The sequence below is a fragment of the Croceibacter atlanticus HTCC2559 genome (genome assembly GCF_000196315.1).
In the GTDB taxonomy this organism is placed as follows: Bacteria; Bacteroidota; Bacteroidia; order Flavobacteriales; family Flavobacteriaceae; genus Croceibacter; species Croceibacter atlanticus.
Genome location: NC_014230.1, coordinates 1,982,954 through 2,006,644, shown reverse-complemented (window position 1 = coordinate 2,006,644; position 23,691 = coordinate 1,982,954). Strand labels below are relative to the sequence as shown.

The following is a 23,691-nucleotide window of genomic DNA, read 5'->3' as shown; positions in this document are numbered from 1 at the left end:
TATGACACTTCCTAAATTTATTCTTGGAGACAATACAGATCACCCAAATGCCATTTATGTAATACATACAGACTTTCCAAGGTTTATTATTAATCTTGAAGATGATGAGGTTGAATGGCTTGAGGAATTTGATGACCAAGACCAGAAAATAATAGAAGAAGAAATGGAAAACTTCATAAATGAAGCTACTGCGTTTTATGATCGTGAAGTAGAACGTTACCAAGACTAATGGAAGAGTTATTAGACTACGATAAAGATTTATTTTTATACCTGAACAGTTTAGGTTCAGAACAATGGGATATTCTTTGGCTTACTATTACCAACAAATGGATGTCTATCCCAATTTATATTTTGTTATTAGTATTGCTGTTTAAAAAATTTGGCTGGAAACCAACTCTACTCACATTAGTACTTGTTGCAGCAATGATTACTTGTACAGATCAATTAGCAAACCTATTTAAACATGGGTTTGAGCGCGCCAGACCTTGCCAAGCTCATGCCTTAGGAGATTATGCTCGTGTAATTGCTGTACGCTGTGGCCGCTTTGGGTTTTTCTCTGCACACTCTGCTAGCTCTATGGCACTAGCATTGTTTATAGGGTTTCTATTAAAATCTAGGTACAAATTTATACTACCTTTTATGTTATTTTGGGCTTTATTAGTTGGTTATAGCCGTATATACGTAGGTGTACACTATCCTTTAGATGTACTTGTAGGATTTAGTATAGGAGGTTTAATAGGGTTTGGATTTTACAAACTTCATGTATTCTTACACAAAACCTATATAAAATAAATTACTTTAAGTTGAGTAAGTAGGAAGCAGCTTCAAAAGCTGTGGTTTTATGATCCTCAATAGCTTTTAGCTGTTCCTGTAATGCAGTTTTAATATTAGGCTTAGAAAAAAAATCTGCTTTTAAGCGATCTTGTATGGTTTGCAACAACCAAAATTTATTTTGTTCTTGGCGTCTAAATTCAAAATAACTAGATGCTTTAGTTGAAGTTTTGTAATCCTCAATCATCTCCCAAACTTCAGAAATACCTTCTTGTTTTAAAGCACTTGCCAATAATACCTTTGGTTGCCATTGGCTTTCTTTTTCTGGGTATAGATGTAGTGCTTTTCTAAATTCAGACTTAGCTTGCTTAGCTGCTTTTATATTCTCTCCATCTGCCTTGTTTATAACAATAGCATCTGCCATTTCAATAATACCACGTTTTATGCCTTGCAACTCATCTCCAGCACCGGCTAGTTTTAGTAACAAAAAGAAATCTGTCATACTATGTACTGTTGTTTCACTTTGCCCTACACCAACAGTTTCTATTAAAATAACATCAAAACCAGCAGCTTCACATAAAATTATAGACTCTCGTGTTTTTCGAGCTACACCGCCAAGAGAATCGCCACTTGGTGATGGTCTTATAAATGCATTGTCTTCTTTTACCAAATCTTCCATTCTGGTTTTATCTCCCAAAATACTACCATGGGTAACACCGCTTGAAGGATCAACTGCTAAAACTGCAACTTTATATCCTTTTGATATTAATGATGTTCCAAAGGCTTCAATAAAAGTACTCTTCCCTACTCCAGGCACTCCTGTAATCCCTATTCGTATAGAAGGTTTTACATGAGATAAGCAGGCTTCAATTAATTGTTTCGCTTTTTCTTGATGGGTGCTTTGTTGACTTTCAATTAAAGTTATGCCTTGGCTTAAAGCAACTTTATCGCCTTTTAATATTGCTGCTGCTAACTCACTAACTGATTTTTGCTTTTTACGATGCTTTCTTATACGTTCTGCAGCAGATTTACTTAAGTAATCTGGTTGTTGTATGCCATCTTGCTCTGATAATGCAGATTTATGTTGATTTGTGTTAGCCACGTTTATATAAGATTTAGCACAAATTTAGGAATTCCCTTTTTGTTGTAGTAACTGTTAGTTCTTATATTAGTTGAATAACATAAAAACAGAACAATGAAAACATTATATACAGCAACAGCAATAGCAGAAGGTGGTCGTTCAGGTCATGTAAGTGTAGATGATGGTCCTATAGATTTAGATCTTAGCGTACCAAAATCTATGGGTGGCGATGGTGGAGATGGCACCAACCCAGAACAATTATTTGGTTCTGCTTATGCAGCTTGTTTTGGCGGTGCTATACAAGCGATTGCAGATAAGAAAAAAATTGAGCTTGATGAGATTAGTGTAACCGCACACATCTCTTTTAATAAAGACGATGATGGTGGCTTTTTATTAAGTGCCGTTTTAGATGCTTATTTACCTGGTGTAGATCAAGAAACAGGTGAAGATCTTATAAATAGCGCTCACGAAATTTGCCCATTCTCAAAAGCAACTAGAGATAATATAGATGTAGAGCTTAACTTGTTAATGGACGAGTAACCTTATACTATCTATAATAAGAAAGCCCTATCAAATATTTGATAGGGCTTTCTTATTAAATTATACATTTTTATTTAGCAGAAGTTATTGGTAAAGACACCACAACATCGTCCCAAGAAAACAGAACAAGTATTAAGTTTTCAGATTCTTTAAAATCTATTGTAAACTGCTCTGTAACTTTAAAATTCTTATTAACTGGCACTTCAACAACTAATTCATCAAACTTTTCTATTCTTGGAGCCTTACCTGTTTGCCAGTCTGCTCCCCAAGAATATGCCCTGTTATTAAATACTATTTCCCACGATTCTTCTTTTGGTACGGTGAATAATGAATATTCACCAGCTTCAAGCAAAGAACCATCTACCAAAATATTTTTATTTGTAGTAAATGTAGTTTGTTCATTAGCTCCAGTTCGCCAAGTTTCGTTATAAGGAACAAGATCTCCAAATATCGTTCTACCCTTTTTATATGGTCTGTTATAAAATATCTCTAAATTTAAATGGCCGTTGTCATAAACTACGGTATCTTCGGGACTAAGCTTCTTAGTTTGGTATTGCATAACCTGAAGACCTATATATCCCAATACCAATACAGTAGCTACACCAATTATAATCCACTTTAAAGATTTGTTCATCGCAATTATTTTTTTTTATAAAGATATTCAATATTTAAAAAATATTTGCAACATTACAAACTCTAGTTCGTAATTATAAAAGAACAGCAACACCACACTAACCAAAGTTAATGGCATATTGTTACAAACTGAACTCATAGAAAAAGTCAGGAATAACGACCGTAAAGCGCAGATGACTTTATATAATAAGTACTGCGATGGGATGTTCTACGTGGCACTAAGGTATATGAAGAATTCTCATGATGCCGAAGAAGCTATGCAAGAAGGTTTCATTAATGCATTCACAAAACTGCATCAATTTACAGGAGAAGTAACATTTGGCGCTTGGCTTAAACGTATTGTAATTAATAAGTGCCTTGATATGATTAAGGCACGAAAACTTGAAACTGTCGCTATTAACGAGCAAATCTTATCTGTTGTAGAAGATGATGATTCGGGTTGGCATGTTGCAGATCACGTAACCTTAGATCATGTTAAAGCTGCTATAGATGAGCTGCCAGAGCGTTATAAATACGCTGTGCAATTATTTTTGGTAGAAGGATATGATCACGAAGAGGTTTCAGAAATATTAAATATTACACCAGTAGCATCTAGAACCCTAGTACATAGAGGTAAAAAGAAGCTTCAAGATTTATTAAAAGACATCTATGATGGCACAGGATATTAGAGAATTATTTAAAAACGACAACAGTATTCCTAAAGGAAAGTTGTCACAAGGACATCAAGACCGCTTTGCTGCACGTCTTAATGCACTTCATCAAGACCTAGAAGACAAGTCTGTGGTTACAATGAACACCCCTAAGTCTAAATTTCCTTGGATGAAAATTGCAGCTATTTTTATTGTAGCATTAAGCATTGGTATACTAGGATATAATCAACTTAGTGCGCCAACAAATGAAGCCACTACTGTTGTTAATTTAAATAAGGTAGATACAAATAATACACCTACCGATGTTGTTCCGGTGTATTTAAGTGAAGTATCTCCACAGTTTAAGGAGGTTGAAGATTATTACTTAGCAAGCATTAATTTGGAGATTGCCAAACTTCAAGTTAACGATGAGAACAAAGAGCTTATCGATGCATTTATGACCCAATTGGCAGAACTTGATGAGGAGTATGCACAGTTAAACCGTGAGCTTAAAGAAGCTGGCGTTAACGAGCAAACTGTAAATACACTTATCGCTAATTTACAATTACGTTTGGAGTTGCTGTTCAAACTAAAGAGTAAGTTAAATCAATTAAAGAACAATCAAAATGAAACTATTCAAGGTGCGAGAGCATAAATTATTAGTTGTACTGTTGTTAGGTTGCATAGGGCTAAGTTATGCGCAGAAAAAAGAACCAGTACTTAAGGAACGTTTTAACGTTAAAGATGATGTAACCATTAAAGTGGATACACGCTATACTAATGTAGTATTTGAAACTTGGGACAAGAACGAAGTTTCTGTAGAAGCATTTGTTGAAACCACAGATGATGTTACCAAAGATGAAATTAAAAAAATTGCAGATAATTGGAAGATTAATGCAAATGGCAATAGTGGTGAAATAACTATTACTTCTGCTGGAAACCTTAATTGGAATGGTGATATGAATTTAGATTTGGCAGCTCTACAAAGCTTGCAAAATTTACCTCTAGATTTTATAGGACCTATGGTTGAAGGTATTATAGTCCCAATGACCGAAAGTATTGCAACAGAAATGCCAAAAGACTTTTATAAGAATATGCGCGACATAGACTTTGATTACAAAGCCTATAAGGAAAATCCAGACGCGTATATGAAATCTTATGAAAAGCAGATGAAAGAGCATTTTGGAGATGATTATGAAGGTGATCTAGAAGCTTGGGGTGAAGATTTTGGGAAAAAGATGGAAGCTTGGGGAAAACAGTTTGAGGAAAACCTAGGTGATGATATGGAAAAATGGGGAGAAAATTTTGAAAAAGAATATGGTCCTAAGTTACAAGCTTGGGCTCAACAAATGGCAGAACAGTATGGTGGTGAATATGCCACAACAAAATCTACCAACCCAAATGGTAGCTCTACAACCACAATTGTAAAGTATAACACAGTTAAACCAGGCAACTTTACCAATGATAATGTTAAACGTACAATTATCATTAAAATGCCAAAGGAATCTAGGTTAAGATTAGATGTGCGCCACGGAGAAATTAAGCTTGCAGAACGTATTAAAAACATACAGGCCAAATTGTCTCATACAAGATTAGCTGCAAATATTATAGATGGAGGGCAAACCTCCATCTCTGCAGCTTATTCACCTGTGTTAGTAAAGCAATGGAACTATGGTGAACTTAATACAAACTATGTAAAGGAATGTGTTATAGATAATGCCAAGAATATTAAATTGGTATCTAAGTCTAGTGATGTTGTAATAAAAAATCTAGAGGAGATTGGTGTAATATCTGGTACATTTAGCAGAATTGCCATCCCAGAGATTAATCAAAGTATTACAAACTTAGACGTTGTGCTTGAAAATAGTGACTTTATTGTCTCATTGCCTAGTAGTGCATTCAACTTTACATTTAATGGTAACAGGAGTGGTTTAAAATATCCTCCAAGCTTGCAAGTACAAACTGTAAAGAATGCAAATAACGACCGCGTTACAGGATTTCACAGATCAAGAAATACTAGTGCAAATCTTGCTATCTCTGCTCGTTTCAGTAATGTTATTTTAAAATAATTAATTTATAAATTTTATAAAATCATTTTAATTTCCTTCCTATTTTTGTGTGATGAACACATCACAATTCAAAGAGTTTCTTAACTCTATATCTTCTGAATTTATACCGATTATAGATTCTAAATACACTAAGGACGACTATATACACATAGATCTTTCAACAACTAATGAAGACTTAAAATCTATTGACGTTTCTTCTTCTTCACAATTTGAAATTTATATAAAAGACTATCTTAAAAAGCACGATAAAAAGGTAGCATATGGTGGCTATATTGAAACAAGAGGTATTTATAACAGAAGCTCTCACTTTAACCAACAAGACCCTAATACAGAACGGAATATACACTTAGGATTAGATGTTTGGGTACCTGCAAACACTAACGTTTTAGCACCTTTAAAAGGAACTGTACACAGCTTTAAAAACAATACAAATTTTGGTGATTATGGACCAACCATTATCCTAGAACACCATCTAGAATCTATTGTATTTTATACGTTATATGGACACCTAAGCACTAATTCATTGAAAAATATAGACATAGGACAAGTAGTTGAAAAAGGTGATTGCATTGCACAGTTAGGAGTAGCAGAAATAAATGGTGATTATGCACCACACCTTCACTTTCAAATTATAAAAGATATGGGGCGTTATTCTGGAGATTATCCTGGCGTTACTTCTAAGCTTAAACTTAAAGAGTTAATGGCTAATGGAGAAGATCCAAAACTATTACTTAATCTACCTTCTTAGACCTGAAGAATAATGCAACAATTGCAGAGGTTACAACACCCATAGCCAAAGCTCCAAATGCAGCTTGAGCCATATAAGAGTATAAGCTAAAGTATGCTTCTGCAGCCTCTTGTTTCATAACTCCTTTTTCTACAGTGTAAGCAATTACATTCTCAAAATAATTAGGAGTGATAAACTCGTGTGTAAGGTATTGGGCTAATGGAGATAAGATTGCTACAACTACACTTAATATAGTTCCAGATATAAAGCCTTGTGTCCAAGTCATATTACCATTATAAAAGTTTTGCTTTTTGTCTTTCATAAACAAGACATAGACAGCAATGGCAACTATGGCGAAAATATTTGTATAAATGGCATGTTTAGAAATTAACTCATCATGCCATCCAAGTGCTTTTTCTACATACATCCATGCTAGGGCTGCTATTGTAAAGTAAACACCCCATTTTAATTCAATCTTAAATTTATTCATTGTTGTATGTAATTGGTTAGCGCACTAAAATTAGTTAATTTTTAGATGTTCTAAAGTCTGTTTTAAGATTAAGAGATAGTACTAACCTATCAAACGATTGGTTCTCTAAGCTAATTTTTTGATATCCTGCTCTAAACCTTAAATCTTTATTGATGGCATAAGTTAGTCCAGCACCTAACCAGTTTTGAGCAAATACTGGTGAGGTAGTATTTAAGAATATTTCATCATAAACATCTACGCTTAGCTTTTCTGTAATAGGGTGACTTAACTTTAGCATATAGCGTAACCATAAATTGTCATCATTTGTGGTCTCATCATTAAAAAGACGTTGTTCTGCTCTATATCTGTGCGTTATATTCAAGGATTTTAAAGCATCTTTATAAAATACATCTAACACTAATCTATGTTCTGTGAACTTTTGAGGTGTTTCTGCTAAATAGCTAGGGTCTGTTCTAAAATAAGCATATCCTAAAGCACCAGAAACTTTATCTGTAAACTGATAGTTTAAGCTTGTACGAATTTTAAACTGCTCAATCTCACTGGCTAGTTCGTATGTTCTTACTTGAGATTGTAAATTAAAAGTAAGATTATCTGTCATTTTATTATTTGTAGATAGGATATACCAAGTCCCAAATTCATCTTCTGCAGTATTTTGAGCTGAAGCTATTGTTACTATAAATAATAAAACGATGGTAGTTAGTGTACTTAAATTTTTCAAAATTCTAATTTTTGGCAAATATATTTGTTGTGTTGGTAATCACCAAGGTAAATTGAGGTTGTATTATACTACAAATCGTCAGGTTCTATATGAATAAGTACTTGGCCTAAATCTGGTATATCCTGTAGTAATCTATCTTTAAGTTCATGAGAGAGCCTATGTCCTTCTTTTACTGTAATGTGAGCATTTACCATGGCATGCAAATCTACATGGTAGGTCATACCAGATTTTCTAATCATGCATTTTTCTGTTCCTGTAATGCCTTCTACTTTTAAAGATGTTTCTCTTACTTTTTCAATGACATCATCATATATATGCTCATCCATTATTTCTGCTAAAGCAGGTCTAAAAATGAGGTAACTATTATACAAAATTATGAATGATGCTAAAAGCGCTGCCCAATCGTCTGCAGTTTCATATCCTTCACCAAAGTAAAGTGCAATAGTTATACCTATAAATGCCATTATAGAGGTTATTGCATCGCTTCTATGGTGCCAAGCATCTGCTTTAAGAGAACTGCTATTTGTTTGCTTACTACGCTTTAAAACCCATCTAAAAGATATCTCTTTCCATAAAATAATAGCACCTAATACCCAAAGTGTCCAAGCTTTTGGAGTTTCATGAGGTGTTTGTATGTTTTGTATGCTCTCATAAGCAATGATAGTTGCAGATGTCACTAAAAAAGCTACTACCAAAAATGTAATAAGTGGCTCTATCCTACCGTGACCATAAGGATGGTTTTCATCTGCAGGCCGTTTTGCATATTTAAGTCCTAGCAATACTAATAACGAAGAGCAAATATCTGTTGTAGACTCGATAGCATCTGCTATTAATGCATAAGAATTACCGAAAAAACCAGCTAAGCCTTTTATTAAAGCTAGTAGTGTATTCCCAAGAATACTAAAGTATGTGGTTTTTATTGCGGTATCTACTTTTTTCATCAAGCAATCTTTGTTAACTAAAGTTAGAACAAACTTAAAGAATTGTTTAAAAGAAAAACTCCCAAGCATACATACTTGGGAGTTTTTTATAATAACTGAGTAAGATGACTTAGTCTTCAACTAATACCCAATCGCCTTTATCTAATAAAGGAATAGCTTGTTTATATTTCATTGATTTGTTTTCTCCACTCATCACATTCTTTATAGTCACTTTATCATTACGGCCAATTTTAGGACGCTCTCTTATTATAGTTTCTATAACGTCTTGCTTAGATTGTGTTTGACCAGCTTTACGAGCTTCTGCAGCACGCTCATCCATATTTTGGATTTCTTCTTTTTGCGTCTCTACTTTTTCTCTTTTTTGTTGCTTAGCCTCACTAATCTGTGCATTTTGCTGTGGTATTTCACCTTTAAATAAAAATGAGATTACATCTCTATTTACTTGATCAATCATAACCTTGAATAGCTCAAATGCTTCAAACTTATAGATAAGTAATGGATCTTTTTGCTCGTGAACAGCTAATTGCACACTTTGCTTTAATTCATCCATTTTACGAAGGTGAGTTTTCCAAGCATCATCTATAATTGCAAGAGAAATATTTTTCTCGAAATCATTTATAAGTTGCTTTCCTTCAGTTTCATATGCTTTCTCTAAATCTGTAGCAACTTGCAATGTTTTGGTTCCATCTGTAAATGGTACTGCAATACGCTCAAACTTATTATCTGGACGTTCGTAAACTTGCTTTATTACAGGGAATGCCTGCTCTGCTGCAATCTCCATTTTTTGCTGATAATGCTTATATGCAGCTTCGTAAACTTGCTGTGCAATCTTTTTTGAATCTTTTTTCTCAAATTCTGCTTGTGTTACTGGAGAACTCATAGAGAAGTAACGAATAAGCTCAAACTCAAAATTCTTAAAGTCGTTTGCCATTTTGTTACTTTCTGTAATACTTTCAGAAGTATCAAAGATCATGTTTGCAATATCTACCTTTAAACGCTCTCCATAAAGTGCGTGGTAACGACGCTTGTAAACCACCTCACGTTGTGCATTCATTATATCATCATACTCTAATAAACGCTTACGTGTACCAAAGTTGTTTTCTTCTACTTTTTTCTGCGCGCGCTCAATAGATTTAGAAATCATAGAATGCTGAATTACTTCACCTTCTTCCAGACCCATTCTGTCCATTAGTTTAGCAATACGCTCAGAACCAAATAAACGCATTAGGTTATCTTCTAGAGATACATAGAATTGAGAGCTTCCTGGATCTCCTTGACGACCAGAACGACCACGTAATTGTCTATCTACACGTCTTGAATCATGACGTTCTGTACCAATAATGGCTAAACCACCTGCATCTTTAACTTCTTTACTTAACTTAATATCTGTACCACGACCTGCCATGTTTGTAGCAATGGTTACTTGTCCTGCCTTACCTGCTTCTTCTACAACATCTGCCTCTTTCTTGTGTAACTTTGCGTTAAGAACGTTGTGAGGTACTTGACGAATTTTAAGCATTCTACTTAATAATTCTGAAATCTCAACAGAAGTAGTACCAATTAACACTGGTCTTCCTGCTCGAGAAAGGTCTGTAACATGATCTATTACAGCATTATATTTTTCACGCTTCGTTTTATAAACCATATCTTCTTGGTCATGGCGTGCAATTGGTCTGTTTGTAGGAATCTCTACAACATCTAATTCATAAATTTCCCAGAATTCACCAGCTTCTGTAACAGCAGTACCTGTCATACCAGAAAGCTTGCTATACATTCTAAAGAAGTTTTGTAATGTAATAGTAGCAAAGGTTTGCGTGGCATCTTCAATTTTTACACTTTCCTTAGCTTCAATTGCTTGGTGAAGCCCATCGCTATAACGACGCCCATCCATAATACGACCTGTTTGTTCATCGACAATTTTTACTTTATTGTCCATCACTACATACTCCGTATCTTTTTCAAACAATGTATACGCCTTTAATAACTGGCGCATAGTGTGAATACGTTCAGATTTTACTGAAAATTCTCTGAATAATTCTTCTTTCTTCTCTGCCTCTTCTTCTTTAGATAATCCTAATGCTTCGATTTTAGAAATCTCCATTCCCATTTCTGGCATTACAAAGAAGTCTGGATTTTCTTTACCACTTAAAAAGTCTACACCTTTATCTGTAAGCTCTATCTGGTTGTTTTTTTCTTCAATTACAAAATACAACTCTGCGTCTACCTTAGGCATCTCGCGGTTGTTATCTTGCATGTATTGGTTTTCTGTTTTCTGTAGAAGTTGTTTAATTCCTTCTTCACTCAAATACTTGATTAGAGCTTTGTTTTTAGGAAGACCTCTGTAAACACGTAGTAATTTAAAACCACCTTCTTTTAAATCGCCTTCTGCAATTAGTTTCTTAGCTTCTGCTAATACGCCTACTAAATACTTGCGTTGTACTTCTACAACACTAGAAATTTGAGGTTTTAACTCTTCAAACTCGTGAATATCTCCTTTAGGAATTGGTCCAGAAATAATTAATGGTGTACGGGCATCATCGACCAAAACAGAATCTACCTCATCTACAATCGCATAATTGTGTTTACGTTGTACTAAATCATTTGGTGAATGACTCATATTGTCACGCAGGTAGTCAAAACCAAACTCATTATTTGTTCCGTAAGTAATATCTGCATTATAAGCTTTGCGTCTTGCTGCAGAATTTGGTCTGTGGTAATCTATACAGTCTACACTCATCCCATGAAACTGAAAAATAGGCGCCATCCAAGCGCTATCTCGTTTTGCCAGGTAATCGTTAACTGTTACAAGGTGTACACCTTTACCACTTAAGGCATTAAGGTATACAGGAAGTGTTGCTACTAATGTTTTTCCTTCACCAGTTTGCATTTCTGCAATTTTACCTTGGTGCATAGCCACACCACCAATAAGTTGTACATCATAGTGAATCATATCCCAAGTTACCTGCTTTCCAGCTGCATCCCAAGAGTTTTTCCAAATAGCTTTTTCTTCTCCACTAAGTGTTACGTAATCTTTCTCTGCAGAAAGTTCTCTGTCAAAAGGAGTTGCTGTAACTTCAATTTCTTCATTATGGCAAAAGCGTTTTGCTGTTTCTTTAACTACTGCAAAAGCTTCTGGTAAGATATCATTTAATATACCTTCAGTTATTTGGTAAGCTTTCTCATCTAATGCATCAATCTGAGCATAGATATCTTCATTTCTATCTATATCTGTTGAGGCATCTGCTTCACTCTTTAAAGATTCTTTTTCTGCATTTATGTCTTTAAGTGCGTCTTCTATTTTAGCTTTAAACGCTACAGTCTTGTTCCTAAGTTCATCTATAGAAAGAGCTTCCATAGCTTTTTCATGAGACTTTACTTGTTCTACAATTGGCATTATAGCCTTTACGTCTTGTTTGGCTTTATCGCCCACAAATACTTTTAATACGGAATCTAAAAAACCCATAATAGTCGGTTTATAAAATGTTGTTAAGTGCAAAAAAAAAGTCTCTTGGTAGAGACTTTTTTTGAGCGTTATATGTTATTAATATTCATCCTCATTCCAGAGGTAATCGTCGTCTGTTGGATAATCTGGCCAAATCTCTTCGATAGAGTCATAAGAATCTCCTTCATCTTCAATAGATTGTAAGTTTTCAACAACTTCTAAAGGTGCGCCAGTTCTAATAGCGTAATCTATTAATTCATCCTTTGTTGCTGGCCAAGGTGCATCACTTAAATACGATGCTAATTCTAAAGTCCAATACATGTGATACTAATTTTCTGCAAAAATAAATTTTTAGTTCAAAAAGTCAAGTAAAATCGTAATTATTTTAAAGAACGTGTGTTATTTATTTTCAACTTACTAATTTTCATAGCATTAATTACTGAAATTTAAATAACTAAATGAACGGTTAATATACAGCTCTTATGGTAAAGGAATGCAATCTTACTACATCTTCTCGGGTATCCACTTTACCTCATCTGCTTGTAAATCATAGGACAACTTTCGTGCCAGCACAAAAAGGTAGTCAGAAAGACGGTTTAAATACTTAAGCGTTGCTTCTTGAAAAGGCTCTATTTCATAAAGTGCTGTTGCTAAACGTTCTGCACGGCGACATACGCATCTTGCTATGTGACAATATGACACCGTAGTGTGACCGCCAGGAAGTACAAAATGCGTCATTTCAGGAAGATTTTCATTCATTTTATCCATCTCTTCTTCCAACTGCTTTATGTCTTCTTCAGTAATTTTAGGAATATTTAATCGCTCCTTGCCACTTTTTAGCATTGCTTTTTCAGGGTCTGTTGCTAATATTGCACCAACTGTAAAAAGTTTATTTTGTATAATTACTAAAATATCTTTACTGTGCGTATCTATTTCTTGATCTCGTACTAAACCTATGTGAGAGTTTAACTCATCTACAGTTCCATAAGAGTCTATACGGATATGATGTTTTGGTACACGAGTACCGCCAAATAAAGCTGTAGTTCCTTTATCTCCTGTTTTTGTGTAAATTTTCATTTGTATTTACTCATTTATTTATCTTACGAAGTTAGTGAAAGCACTTACAAACACCTTACATGTGTTGCGAAGTTTGTATTTTTGATGTGTCTATGAAAAACAATATTAACATAAAGAACCGTAAAGCAAAGTTTGACTACGAGATTCTTGATACCTACACTGCTGGAATTAAACTGGTTGGTACAGAAATTAAAGCTATTAGAGACGGAAAAGCATCAATTGCAGAGAGCTTTTGTGAATTTAACGACGCAGAAGAATTATTTGTGATAAATATGACCATTCAGGAATATTCTCATGCTACTCACTTTAACCACAATCCTAAAAGCGAGCGTAAACTTTTATTAAATAGAAGTGAGCTTAAAAAACTGCACAAAGAGGTTAGAAATTCGGGTTTAACTATTATTCCGCTTAAAGTGTTTATAAACGATCGTGGTTTTGCAAAGATGAATATAGGTCTTGCAAAAGGTAAAAAACTTTATGACAAGCGTGATGCTATAAAAGATAGAGAAAATAAAAAGCGTTTAGACAGAATACAAAAGGCTTACAAATAATTTAATCTAAACAGCCATTTTCTATAAGCTTAGGTAAGTTTTTATTTAACCATTTATATTTATTAATAATCATAGCGTGAGTTCCGCCAGGTAACACAATAGGATTTTCTATGTGTTCAATAGGAAATACTATATCGTGATCTCCATTAATTTGTATAATCTCAGTTAAGGGTTCTTCTTGATCCCAACACACCATTTGTTTAATAGCCCAATCTAAATAGCGCTTATCCTTTACAGATAGATAAGTTCTATATAATCTTGCTCGTTTTTTAACCATGTTGCCTACTGGCAAATCTTCTAACTTGTGAACATAGTTTACCAAACTTGTAGGTAGCAACTTGTAAATACCTGTTTTGCGTGCCATTTTCATACGCTTAGGTAATTCATGTTTACTTTTTACACTGGAAATTATAATAAGCCTCTTAACATCTATATGCTTGGCCATTTCTTGTACTACTACACCACCAAAAGACACACCAATTAATGTAATGTTATCGTGCTTAATTTTTTCACAAAGCCGCTTAGCGTAGTCCTGTAAGGTTTCTTGCGTATCTGGAATCATCCATTCTAAAAAATGGACACTATAAAATTCTTCTGAAAGTTTAATGTTCTCAAAAATTGAAATATTTGCAGCTAGTCCAGGTACAAAATAAACGTGTTGCAAAGCAGATGTATTCTTAGAAGTATTAGGCATTTTAACAGTGATATAACAATAACTCTAACGGTTTACTTTTATCTTTGTAGATAACATACGACCAAAAGTACTGGAATGACCTTTTATTAATGGGTCTAATGACGTTAAATAAATGAAAAAAGTACATCATCCTTCTCAAACACGTGGAAAAGCTGACTTTGGTTGGCTTAAAGCAAATTACTCTTTTAGCTTTGCAAGTTACTTTAATCCAGAACGTGTGCAGTTTGGTATGTTAAGAGTTTTAAATGATGATACCATAGGTCCTGGACAAGGTTTTGGAACACATCCTCATGACAATATGGAAATTGTGACCATACCACTTTCTGGTTCATTAGCACATAAAGACTCTATGAATCATGAAGAAGTAATTCATTCTGGTGAAATTCAGGTTATGAGTGCTGGTACTGGTGTAACTCATAGTGAGTATAATGCTAGCCAAACAGAAGCTACCAACCTATTACAACTTTGGGTATTTCCCGAACGTAAAAATGTAGAGCCTCGTTACGATCAAAAAGCATTTGATTTTAAAAGTCGTAAGAATGAGTTAGTCACTGTGGTATCTCCAAAAGATGCAGATTTAACTGATGCACTTTGGCTAAACCAACAAACCTATTTTAATTTAGGCGAATTTGACAACAACCAAACCATTGACTACAAACTACATAAAAAAAACCACGGCGTTTATATTTTCGTAATTAAAGGTAGTGCTATATGTGATGACACAGCATTAAAAACCAAGGATGCGTTAGGCATCTGGGAGACAGAAAGCGTGTCTATAACAACAACTTCTGAAGCCAAGATTTTGGTGATAGAGGTTCCTATGAATTAAAAATTGATATTATGATGACAGAAGGATCACTAGAGATTAAAGACAACGAGTTTTTAAGACAGTTTGAGCTAGATATAGAAGGAGATATCGCTAAAATTGAGTATGCACAACAGGAACGTAAAATTTTCCTAACTAAGCTTGTCATGAGTGACGCTCTTAGAGAAAAAGAAATGGTAGAGCCATTTTTAAAAGCAGTTTTTGATATTATTGCAGAGCGCAATACTCGTATTGTACCTAGTAGTCCAGAGATTGCAAAATTTATGAAGAAACACAAACGAAAATATAGAGATTTATTACCTATTGGTATTAATATCTAAAACACAAAAAAACGCCTAAATGGCGTTTTTTTTATATCTAAAATATCAAGACTGCTATAAAACAGAAGCAATTGAAGATTCTTTAGTTGTACTTAAGTCTTCTCCAGCAATAGCTACTTTAACCAAACCATCTTCATCTATTTCAGTTAGGGTTACATCTTGTAACGTATTAACCAAATTAGGATTCCAAGGTGCTTTAATCTTTACATAGTTTTCAGTAAAACCGTGTATATATCCTTCTTTATTTTCTCCTTCAAACAGTACAGTTAAAGAGTTGTTTATTTGAGTTTCATAAAATGCTCGTCTTTTCTTAGCAGATAAGCCTCTTAACATCTTGCTACGTTTCTTTCTAACTTTTATAGGTACAACACCATCCATTTCTGCAGCAAGTGTGTTATCACGCTCAGAATACGTAAAAACGTGTAGGTATGAGATGTCTAAATCATTTAAAAAATTATAAGTCTCTAAAAACAATTCTTCTGTTTCTCCTGGAAAACCAACTATAACATCTACTCCTATACAAGCATTAGGCATAACACTTTTAATACGCGCTACCCTATCTACATACAACTCTCTATTATATCGCCTACGCATAAGTTTTAAAAGCGCATTGCTTCCGCTTTGTAGTGGAATATGAAAATGCGGCACAAACTTATCACTATTCGAAACAAAATCTATAGTTTCATTTTTAAGCAGGTTAGGTTCAATTGAAGAAATACGCAAACGCTCTATACCTTCAACCTTATCTAAATTTTCAACTAATTCTAAAAATGTGTGTTCGTGACGTTTGTTTCCAAACTCACCTTTTCCATAGTCACCTATATTAACACCTGTTAAAACAATTTCCTTAATATCCTGTTCGGCTATTTCTTTCGCATTCTGTAATACATTTTCCATAGTATCACTTCGAGAGATACCACGAGCTAAAGGAATTGTACAGTACGTACATTTATAATCACAACCATCTTGAACTTTTAAGAATGCTCTGGTCCTGTCTCCTATTGAGTAGGATCCTACATAAAAATCGGCATCCTCTATTTCACAAGAATGTACCTCACCAAGATCATTTTTAGTAAGATCGTTTAGGTAATTGGTTATATTAAACTTTTCTGTGGCACCGAGTACAAGATCTACACCATGAACATCTGCTAGTTCTTCAGGCTTTAACTGCGCATAACAACCAATTGCAATCACGAAGGCATCTTCATTTATCTTCTGTGCCTTTTTTACAATATCCTTAAAGCGTTTATCTGCATTTTCTGTTACACTACACGTATTAATAACATATATGTCTGCGTGCTCATGAAACTCTACACGGTTAAAGCCTTCGTGTTCAAAAGAGCGTGCAATAGTGCTAGTCTCAGAAAAATTGAGCTTGCAACCTAACGTATAGAATGCAACGTTTTTGGTATGTGTTTGTGCGTTGTTCAAGACTTGTTTTTTATCTTAGCTGAAATATCTTTATTTGTAGTGATAGCTAGCAATTTGCTAGTCGAAATTCGGACTGCAAAATTACATCAAATTACTTAGTTGAAAAAATTGAAAAACATCAAATACGTTTCAGTATTTTTATCAGTATCAATTAGTTGCTTATTTCTTACTGCTTGTAAGGAGCAAGATTCCGAAAATAAAGACCATTTAGTCTTTAGGTATAATGAACATGCAAATATTACATCTTTAGACCCAGCATTTGCAAAAGACCAGCGCAATATTTGGGCTTGCCACCAATTATTTAATAGTTTGGTTGCTTTAGACGATTCTCTAAATGTTACACCAGATATAGCGAAATATTGGACGGTAAGCGATGACGCCCTAACATATACATTTACTTTAAGAAATGATGTTTACTTTCATAAAGATGAAAGGTTTGGCAAAGATTCCACAAGAACTGTAAAAGCAGAAGATGTTACCTATAGTTTAAAACGTTTACTGGATAATAGCATTGCCTCACCAGGACGATTTGTTATGCAAAATGTAGCGCAAATGTCTACTCCAAACGACACAACTGTTATCCTGAGATTACAAAAGCCTTTTCCAGCTTTTTTAGGCTTACTTTCTACAAAGTATTGTTCTGTTTTGCCTAAAGACATTGTTGAAGCCGATACCAATTTTAGATCTCATCCTATTGGCACAGGTCCTTTTAAGTTTAAGCGTTGGGAAGAAAATGAAAAATTAGTATTTAGAAAGAATAATTTATTTTATCAAAAAGATAGCCTAGGTAACCAACTGCCATATTTAGAAGCTGTTGCCATAACGTTTTTACCAGATAAACAGAGTGAGTTTCTTCAGTTTGCACAAGGAAATATAGATTTATTAAACGCTTTAGATCCTTCCTATAAAGATGAATTACTTTCTGGTAACGGAACTCTTAAAAATGCTTATAAAAACGAAGTTAATATACTTACTGAGCCATTTTTAAATACTGAATATCTAGGTATTTATTTAGACTCTGAAACCTCTGAAATTTCAAATTTAAATCTTAGGAAAGCTATTAATTTTGGCTTTGACAGGCACGCCATGATTACTTACTTAAGAAATGGAATTGGAACGCCAGCCGAACAAGGGTTTATCCCAAAAGGATTGCCTGGTTTTTCAAAACAACGTTATTACTCCTACCAACCAGAAAAGGCGAAAGCCTTTGTAGAAGCTTATAAAGCAGAAACCGGAAACCAAAACCCTGAAATAACAATATCTACAAATGCAAATTATTTAGATTTAGTAGAGTATATACAGCGTGAATTAGGTAAAACAGATCTTAAAGTAAATGTAGATGTTATGCCGCCTAGCACTATTAGGCAACAACGCAGTGCAGGAAAATTAGATGTATTTAGAGCCAGTTGGATTGCAGATTATCCCGATGCAGAAAATTACCTTTCTTTATTTTACAGTAAAAACCACTCGCCTAACGGACCTAATTATACGCATTATAAGAATGAAAGTTTTGATCTTTTGTTTGAAAAAGCCCTTATTACCTCTAAGACTGAAGAACGTATTAAAATGTACAGCAAACTTGATTCCCTAGTAATGTCTCAAGCGCCCATTGTACCTTTATATTATGATGAAGTTGTAAGATTTACCCGTAAGAATATTTCTGGTATGCAGATAAATGCACTAAACCTTTTAGATTTAAGAACAGTAAGAAAAACTATTAAATGATATATTCAAAATCTTATAAATTAGTTGAGTTAGTCTTATTGTTTATACTACTACCTTTAAGTTTTTTATTAGACTATGATTTTAAAGTTAAAGCTGGTTTAGTCATTCTTGGCTTTATTTATATCCTTACAATTCTATTTAAGTTTACAGATGCTTCATTTAAAATTAAATCTTCATTAAACTGGTCTAAGTTCTTTAAAGTTACGGCCATAAAATTTATTGTGATTACTCTAATTACTACGTGTTATGTCCTTTATATTGATAGTAGCTTATTATTTTATGTGCCATTAAACAACCCTAAACTCTTTGTAGTAATATTAGGCGTTTATACGTTTTTATCGGTTTGGCCTCAGGAAATAATTTACAGAAGCTTTTTTTATAAACGCTATCAGGACTTATGTTCTTCTAAAATTGTGTTTATGGTTTTGAATGCGGTAATATTTAGCTTGGCTCACGTTTTTCTAAAAAATATATTGGTGCTAATCTTAACATTTATAGGTGGCTTATTATTTATTTACACTTATACTAAGACTAAATCTACAACCTTAGTAAGCATTGAGCACGCGTTGTATGGAAACTGGTTGTTTACAGTTGGTATGGGACAAATGTTAGCATTTCCTGGAATGGAAGCATAAAAAAAGCGGCTTATTTAAGCCGCTTTAAATATTAGTTTGTAATTGAATAATTATTTTCTAATAACCTGCTTAACAGATCTATAATTTTCATTTTCAATAACTAAGAAATAACTACCAGAAGCTAACTGCTCCATATTAACTTGCAATACATTACCATTAAATACAGACGCATTGTTAGAAATTACTCTTCCGCTTAAATCGATTACTGAAACTTTAGCATCTTTAAGATCTTGTCCAGAAATATTTACAATAGTATTTGTAGGGTTAGGATATATAGACAATCCTTTAAACTCATTATTTGTAGTAGCAAGTACAATCTGGTCTGCTTCAACTACAAAATTATCTACTATTACACCTTCTTCATTTACAGCAGCGTCAGACTGAAATACAAACCTAAACACCATACTAGTTTCGGCACTACCATCATTATCAAAAGCACTAAGGCTGTAACTATATTCGTGCATTGTAGCGTTTAAACCTCCACCTGAGTGTGCGTCTTCTCCTTCACCTGTCCACTGAGAACCAATACAATTAAAGCAATCTGTACCGTCTGGAAGCCTATCGTTATTATACCAATTAGCATCTGATGCTGTTCCTAAAGTTTGCCAAGTTGAACCACCATCTGTAGTATACTGCATATACATAATATCCCAATTTTCTTCAAGATCGAAAGCCATATCAAATTTTAATATAGCATTTTCTACAGAAGATAAATCATAACATTGTGAAACAAGATAAGCTATAGTACCATCTGGATGGTTTCCATCTAAATTAGTTCCGTAAACATCAGATCCTCCAGCAACTGCATCACTTAAAAGCGTTCCTTGAGCTACTCCTCTTTCCCATAAGCTTGAAATAACACCATCATTATAAGAGATTAAAGACTCTTCAACAGTATCAAAAGTATTTACTACATCTACTTCAGCAGCATCGTTTACAACTACTAATACTGTTCCTGTATTGTTTTCTGGACGACCATCGTTTGTTGTAGTTACATCTACGTTTAAAACATTTGCGCCACGAGTTAAAGATCCAATATCTAAAGTTAGAGTAGTAGACTCACAAGTTCCCAAGTTAACTGTTTCAGTAACTGTTGTAGTAGCTGCACCATTTACTGAAAAAGAAATGTCTACATCTCCCAACATATTTGTACCTCCATTAGAAACTACAATTTGAGGGCTAAATGTACCTGCGTCACACCCAACTTCTGTATTGTTTGTAATAGACATTAACGACACATCATCTGCTGCTTCTGCAAATTCTTCGCCTACGTTTACGGCATACCAAGCATTAGTTACAGAAATAACTTCTGGACTGTTTGCGCAATATATAGAGCTAGCTACAGCAATAGTTGCGTTACGAGCATCAAAATATGTTGCATTTGGAGTTAAATAATCACGTTCTGCCAAATAAGCAATCTCTGCAGATTTAACCATACCTATTCCTGCAACATCATAAGTATCTGGTGTTGGCGCATTATTTGTATCTGCAGCACCTTCTGTCAAGATATAAAACCAGTGATTTAAAACACCACTATTGGTGTGAACACCACAATAATCATTTGTTGTTGCATCTGGCACACAAGTACCTTCATCTCCAGTAGATACCCAGTTATCTCCTAAATAAGTATCTGGATCATTTCTTGAATTAGGATCACTCATAGAGCGTAATGGTGGTGAATTAAGGTCTTCACCTATTAACCACACATTAGGATCAATAGCACCATCTATAGAACCTGTTCTTCCGAAATGCTCTACACAAGCACCCCAAATGTCTGAGTACCCTTCATTCATACCTCCAGATTGATTTTGATAAGCTAGATCTGCAGTAAATGTACATACAGCATGACCTATTTCGTGACCGCATACATCTGCCGCTGTAAGAATATCAAAAGTATTTCCGTCTCCATATGTCATTACAGATCCATTCCAAAAGGCGTTATCATAACCTGTATCTAAAAACAAAGGTTCGTCTGCATCATCGTAATGTACGTAGCTTATAATTTGAGCTCCTTCATCATCAAAACTATTTCTGTTAAATATATCTTGCCAGAAATCATAGGTTACTTCTGCTCCCCAATGGGCATCTAATGCACCATTATCTTTTTCATCGTTATCATATTCTGCAGCTGTCCAAGCGTTATCATTATCAGAAAAATGTAAATCTTGATATGCATTAAAACCTTCGCAATTGTAAGTAACAATTCCGTCACCTCTTGTTGTATCTAACAGTATAAATTCAGATCCTTCAGGAGTTGTTTCAATTGGCCTTGTACCACTGTAACGAGTATCTGCAGTTCCTTCAACAAGCGCAGAGTTTAACGTATTCTCAAGTTCTTTTGCCTTTGCTGAAATTTCATTATTAGAAATTAAACGGTCTGCGTGTTTTATAATTGGGTTCTTAAATAAAATATCTCCAGAGTGTGCATCTACATAAACTTCATTACGAGATATAGGTGAAGTAGAATATACATCATACATATACGCTAAATGAACAATACCTTTGTTTACATCTGGAAATATTACCAACTCACCTACGGGTTTTGAGTAACCCATAAGAGCCGCTTGTGAAGCGTCTTCCCACAAGTAAGCGTTAGCATTAGTATGCTCAATTGCACGTTGTAAACCTACTTCTTTAGAGAGGCTCGGTACAGTATTAATAGTTTTTGGATTGTATAATTCACCATTTATTAAAGAGACGCTACCTTGTTTGTTGTGAACTATCATTACACCAAACTGTACCTTAATACCATTAAAATATTGCTGATATCTACTATGAGTATTTCCTAACTTGTCTGTTGTAGTTCTGTACTCTTGAAAAGTTGAGTTTTCATCAAGTTCATAAGATTTGGCAAAATTAGCTATGGCTTCTTGCTGGGACTGGTGGCCACTAACTGTCATCATAGTTTGATGAGCCACATTATCCCTTAATTTGTTTTTATCCTGTGCGTTAGCAACCAGAGTTCCTAAGGCTAAAACAAAAGTTAAGGCGTAATTTAGTTTCATAATTTTATTTTGAAGAAAGAGTTATTTCTCGCAAAGTAGAACTAGAAAAACTAAATGTGTAACATTTTATAATTGATTAACACACTATATGTAGTGATTAGGTGAAATACATATTTATCCGACAAAGAACAATACCCTTTTAAGATAAATTATACAATTACTTTAGATAATTTTGAAGCTAATTTAAGTGCTTGCTCAATATCTGCTTTAAGATCTGAGACCTCTTCTATTCCCACAGAAAATCTTAATAATCCATTTTTTATGCCTTGTTCTTCTCTTTCTTCTTCAGAAAGTAGGCCGTGAGATGTAAGGTGTGGACTTAGTATTGTACTTTCTACACCAGCTAAACTCATAGAAGATTTTATTAAATTTAAACTGTCTTGAAATTGTTTTGAGCATAAATCATCTTTTAATTCGAAAGACAACATGCCTCCAAAGCCTTTCATTTGCTCTTTTGCCAATTTGTAATTAGGGTGCGACTTTAATCCAGGATAATACACTTTGGTTACTTGAGTGTTTTTTTCTAACCATTTTGCCAACTTACGTGCATTTCTGTTTTGGCGCTTAACTCTTAAAGCCATAGTTTTTAGGCTACGCTCTAATAACCAAACAGTAAAATCACTCAATGTGCCTCCAAAGTTTTTGCCAGCATTAAATATGCGCTCTATGTTGGCGTGGCTAGATACTACTGCACCAGCTAAGATATCACTATGACCACTCATGTATTTAGTAGCAGAGTGTAATACAACATCAATCCCAAAAACTATTGGAGTTTGATTTATAGGAGATGCAAACGTATTATCTATCATAGATATAAGCTTATGTTTTTTTGCTAACTCAGCAATAGCTTTAATATCTGTTATTTCTAATAATGGGTTACTAGGAGTTTCTATATAAATAACCTTTGTGTTATGTGCAATCACTTTTTCGTAACTAGCAATATCATTACTCTCTACATAAGAATACTCAATACCAAACTTTTTAAACTCCTCATTAATTAAGTTTCGAGTTCCTCCATAAATAGCATTTTGCAATACCACGTGATCACCACTCTGTAAGAAAGCTAAAAGTGAAGTCATTATAGCCGCCATACCACTTCCAAAAATAAGACCTGCTTCACCATGTTCTAATGCAGCAACTTTTTTTGATAAGCCTTGTTGGTTAGGTGTGTTAAAATATCTTGGATATCGCTTTTCTTCTACGTCTTGAAAAGGGTAAGATGTAGACATATATAGCGGAGAAACTGCTCCACCAAATTGGTGATCCTCCAGTTGTCCTGCGTGTGTACAAATTGTGTTTTTTCCGTAGCTCTTAGATTCCATGATAAAAATTAAATTAGACCCTAAAATTAACCAAGTTATCCTGCATTTGCTAACATACGCGTTA

Annotated in this window: 24 protein-coding genes; 12 read left to right on the top strand and 12 right to left on the bottom strand. The window is 34.2% G+C overall.

Annotation, left to right across the window (positions count from 1 at the left end; all coding sequences use genetic code 11):
• Position 1 precedes the first annotated feature (1 nt).
• Both CA2559_RS09060 and CA2559_RS09055 read left to right on the top strand, forming a co-directional pair.
• Positions 2 to 229: a hypothetical protein gene (locus CA2559_RS09060; protein WP_013187577.1), complete on the top strand. Its 228-nt coding sequence runs from the start codon at positions 2 to 4 to the stop codon at positions 227 to 229.
• A complete protein-coding gene (locus CA2559_RS09055; RefSeq protein WP_013187576.1) occupies positions 229 to 792 on the top strand; it encodes a phosphatase PAP2 family protein in 564 nt (187 codons plus the stop codon). The genes CA2559_RS09060 and CA2559_RS09055 overlap by 1 nt, the downstream gene beginning before the upstream one ends.
• A gap of 1 nt (position 793) precedes the next feature.
• Here the strand turns inward: CA2559_RS09055 and meaB are convergent, their stop codons facing one another.
• The gene (gene meaB, locus CA2559_RS09050; protein ID WP_013187575.1) at positions 794 to 1,873 is read right to left on the bottom strand and encodes a methylmalonyl Co-A mutase-associated GTPase MeaB; all 1,080 of its coding nucleotides are present in this window, start codon (positions 1,871 to 1,873) and stop codon (positions 794 to 796) included.
• Positions 1,874 to 1,966: 93 nt separating this feature from the next.
• Between meaB and CA2559_RS09045 the strand changes: the two genes are divergently transcribed.
• Positions 1,967 to 2,392, top strand: a complete 426-nt coding sequence (locus CA2559_RS09045; RefSeq protein ID WP_013187574.1) for an organic hydroperoxide resistance protein — start codon at positions 1,967 to 1,969, stop codon at positions 2,390 to 2,392.
• A 70-nt stretch (positions 2,393 to 2,462) separates the two neighbouring features.
• Here the strand turns inward: CA2559_RS09045 and CA2559_RS09040 are convergent, their stop codons facing one another.
• On the bottom strand, positions 2,463 to 3,026 hold the full coding sequence (locus CA2559_RS09040; RefSeq protein ID WP_013187573.1) for a DUF2911 domain-containing protein: 564 nt from the start codon (positions 3,024 to 3,026) through the stop codon (positions 2,463 to 2,465).
• A 172-nt stretch (positions 3,027 to 3,198) separates the two neighbouring features.
• Here CA2559_RS09040 and CA2559_RS09035 point away from each other — a divergent pair, with 172 nt between their 5' ends.
• The 4 genes from CA2559_RS09035 to CA2559_RS09020 are packed head-to-tail and all read left to right on the top strand — an operon-like array spanning position 3,199 to position 6,471.
• Positions 3,199 to 3,693 carry an RNA polymerase sigma factor gene (locus tag CA2559_RS09035; RefSeq protein WP_049787204.1) on the top strand — a complete coding sequence of 165 codons (495 nt, stop codon included), beginning with the start codon at positions 3,199 to 3,201 and terminating at the stop codon, positions 3,691 to 3,693.
• Complete coding sequence (locus CA2559_RS09030) at positions 3,674 to 4,309, top strand: hypothetical protein (RefSeq protein WP_013187571.1); 636 nt, start codon at positions 3,674 to 3,676, stop codon at positions 4,307 to 4,309. Before CA2559_RS09035 ends, CA2559_RS09030 begins: the two co-directional genes overlap by 20 nt.
• Positions 4,281 to 5,723, top strand: coding sequence for a hypothetical protein (locus tag CA2559_RS09025; RefSeq protein WP_013187570.1), 1,443 nt, complete (start codon positions 4,281 to 4,283; stop codon positions 5,721 to 5,723). Before CA2559_RS09030 ends, CA2559_RS09025 begins: the two co-directional genes overlap by 29 nt.
• A 52-nt stretch (positions 5,724 to 5,775) precedes the next feature.
• The gene (locus CA2559_RS09020; protein WP_013187569.1) at positions 5,776 to 6,471 is read left to right on the top strand and encodes a peptidoglycan DD-metalloendopeptidase family protein; all 696 of its coding nucleotides are present in this window, start codon (positions 5,776 to 5,778) and stop codon (positions 6,469 to 6,471) included.
• On the opposite strand, the gene CA2559_RS09015 is transcribed toward CA2559_RS09020, so the two are convergent.
• The 6 genes from CA2559_RS09015 to CA2559_RS08990 all read right to left on the bottom strand — a co-directional run bounded on the left by CA2559_RS09015 (position 6,455) and on the right by CA2559_RS08990 (position 13,118).
• Positions 6,455 to 6,940 carry a DUF4199 domain-containing protein gene (locus CA2559_RS09015; RefSeq protein ID WP_013187568.1) on the bottom strand — a complete coding sequence of 162 codons (486 nt, stop codon included), beginning with the start codon at positions 6,938 to 6,940 and terminating at the stop codon, positions 6,455 to 6,457. The two genes, CA2559_RS09020 and CA2559_RS09015, sit on opposite strands and share 17 nt — an antisense overlap.
• A gap of 34 nt (positions 6,941 to 6,974) precedes the next feature.
• Entirely contained in the window at positions 6,975 to 7,658 is a 684-nt protein-coding gene (locus tag CA2559_RS09010; RefSeq protein ID WP_041240975.1) for a DUF2490 domain-containing protein, read from the bottom strand.
• 68 nt (positions 7,659 to 7,726) lie between these two features.
• Positions 7,727 to 8,599 carry a cation diffusion facilitator family transporter gene (locus CA2559_RS09005; protein WP_041240974.1) on the bottom strand — a complete coding sequence of 291 codons (873 nt, stop codon included), beginning with the start codon at positions 8,597 to 8,599 and terminating at the stop codon, positions 7,727 to 7,729.
• Between the two features lie 109 nt (positions 8,600 to 8,708).
• Positions 8,709 to 12,062, bottom strand: coding sequence for a preprotein translocase subunit SecA (gene secA / locus CA2559_RS09000; protein WP_013187565.1), 3,354 nt, complete (start codon positions 12,060 to 12,062; stop codon positions 8,709 to 8,711).
• Between the two features lie 78 nt (positions 12,063 to 12,140).
• Positions 12,141 to 12,362: a DUF2795 domain-containing protein gene (locus tag CA2559_RS08995; protein ID WP_013187564.1), complete on the bottom strand. Its 222-nt coding sequence runs from the start codon at positions 12,360 to 12,362 to the stop codon at positions 12,141 to 12,143.
• A 183-nt stretch (positions 12,363 to 12,545) separates the two neighbouring features.
• Positions 12,546 to 13,118 (bottom strand): cob(I)yrinic acid a,c-diamide adenosyltransferase, encoded by a 573-nt coding sequence (locus tag CA2559_RS08990; protein WP_013187563.1) that lies wholly within the window; start codon positions 13,116 to 13,118, stop codon positions 12,546 to 12,548.
• A 92-nt stretch (positions 13,119 to 13,210) separates the two neighbouring features.
• On the opposite strand from CA2559_RS08990, the gene smpB reads away from it, so the two are divergent.
• On the top strand, positions 13,211 to 13,669 hold the full coding sequence (gene smpB / locus CA2559_RS08985; protein WP_013187562.1) for an SsrA-binding protein SmpB: 459 nt from the start codon (positions 13,211 to 13,213) through the stop codon (positions 13,667 to 13,669).
• Between the two features lies 1 nt (position 13,670).
• Here the strand turns inward: smpB and CA2559_RS08980 are convergent, their stop codons facing one another.
• Positions 13,671 to 14,363 (bottom strand): alpha/beta hydrolase family protein, encoded by a 693-nt coding sequence (locus CA2559_RS08980; RefSeq protein ID WP_013187561.1) that lies wholly within the window; start codon positions 14,361 to 14,363, stop codon positions 13,671 to 13,673.
• A 112-nt stretch (positions 14,364 to 14,475) separates the two neighbouring features.
• On the opposite strand from CA2559_RS08980, the gene CA2559_RS08975 reads away from it, so the two are divergent.
• Complete coding sequence (locus CA2559_RS08975; RefSeq protein WP_013187560.1) at positions 14,476 to 15,192, top strand: pirin family protein; 717 nt, start codon at positions 14,476 to 14,478, stop codon at positions 15,190 to 15,192.
• Positions 15,193 to 15,206: 14 nt separating this feature from the next.
• Entirely contained in the window at positions 15,207 to 15,509 is a 303-nt protein-coding gene (locus tag CA2559_RS08970; protein WP_013187559.1) for a GNAT family N-acetyltransferase, read from the top strand.
• A gap of 54 nt (positions 15,510 to 15,563) precedes the next feature.
• Here the strand turns inward: CA2559_RS08970 and mtaB are convergent, their stop codons facing one another.
• A complete protein-coding gene (mtaB, locus tag CA2559_RS08965) occupies positions 15,564 to 16,940 on the bottom strand; it encodes a tRNA (N(6)-L-threonylcarbamoyladenosine(37)-C(2))-methylthiotransferase MtaB (protein ID WP_013187558.1) in 1,377 nt (458 codons plus the stop codon).
• A gap of 108 nt (positions 16,941 to 17,048) precedes the next feature.
• Here mtaB and CA2559_RS08960 point away from each other — a divergent pair, with 108 nt between their 5' ends.
• Positions 17,049 to 18,665 carry an ABC transporter substrate-binding protein gene (locus CA2559_RS08960; protein WP_013187557.1) on the top strand — a complete coding sequence of 539 codons (1,617 nt, stop codon included), beginning with the start codon at positions 17,049 to 17,051 and terminating at the stop codon, positions 18,663 to 18,665.
• The gene (locus tag CA2559_RS08955; protein ID WP_013187556.1) at positions 18,662 to 19,300 is read left to right on the top strand and encodes a CPBP family glutamic-type intramembrane protease; all 639 of its coding nucleotides are present in this window, start codon (positions 18,662 to 18,664) and stop codon (positions 19,298 to 19,300) included. Before CA2559_RS08960 ends, CA2559_RS08955 begins: the two co-directional genes overlap by 4 nt.
• 50 nt (positions 19,301 to 19,350) lie before the next feature.
• Here the strand turns inward: CA2559_RS08955 and CA2559_RS13595 are convergent, their stop codons facing one another.
• Both CA2559_RS13595 and CA2559_RS08945 read right to left on the bottom strand, forming a co-directional pair.
• Positions 19,351 to 22,305 (bottom strand): M4 family metallopeptidase, encoded by a 2,955-nt coding sequence (locus tag CA2559_RS13595; protein ID WP_013187555.1) that lies wholly within the window; start codon positions 22,303 to 22,305, stop codon positions 19,351 to 19,353.
• Between the two features lie 149 nt (positions 22,306 to 22,454).
• Positions 22,455 to 23,627: a trans-sulfuration enzyme family protein gene (locus tag CA2559_RS08945; protein WP_013187554.1), complete on the bottom strand. Its 1,173-nt coding sequence runs from the start codon at positions 23,625 to 23,627 to the stop codon at positions 22,455 to 22,457.
• Positions 23,628 to 23,691 lie beyond the last annotated feature (64 nt).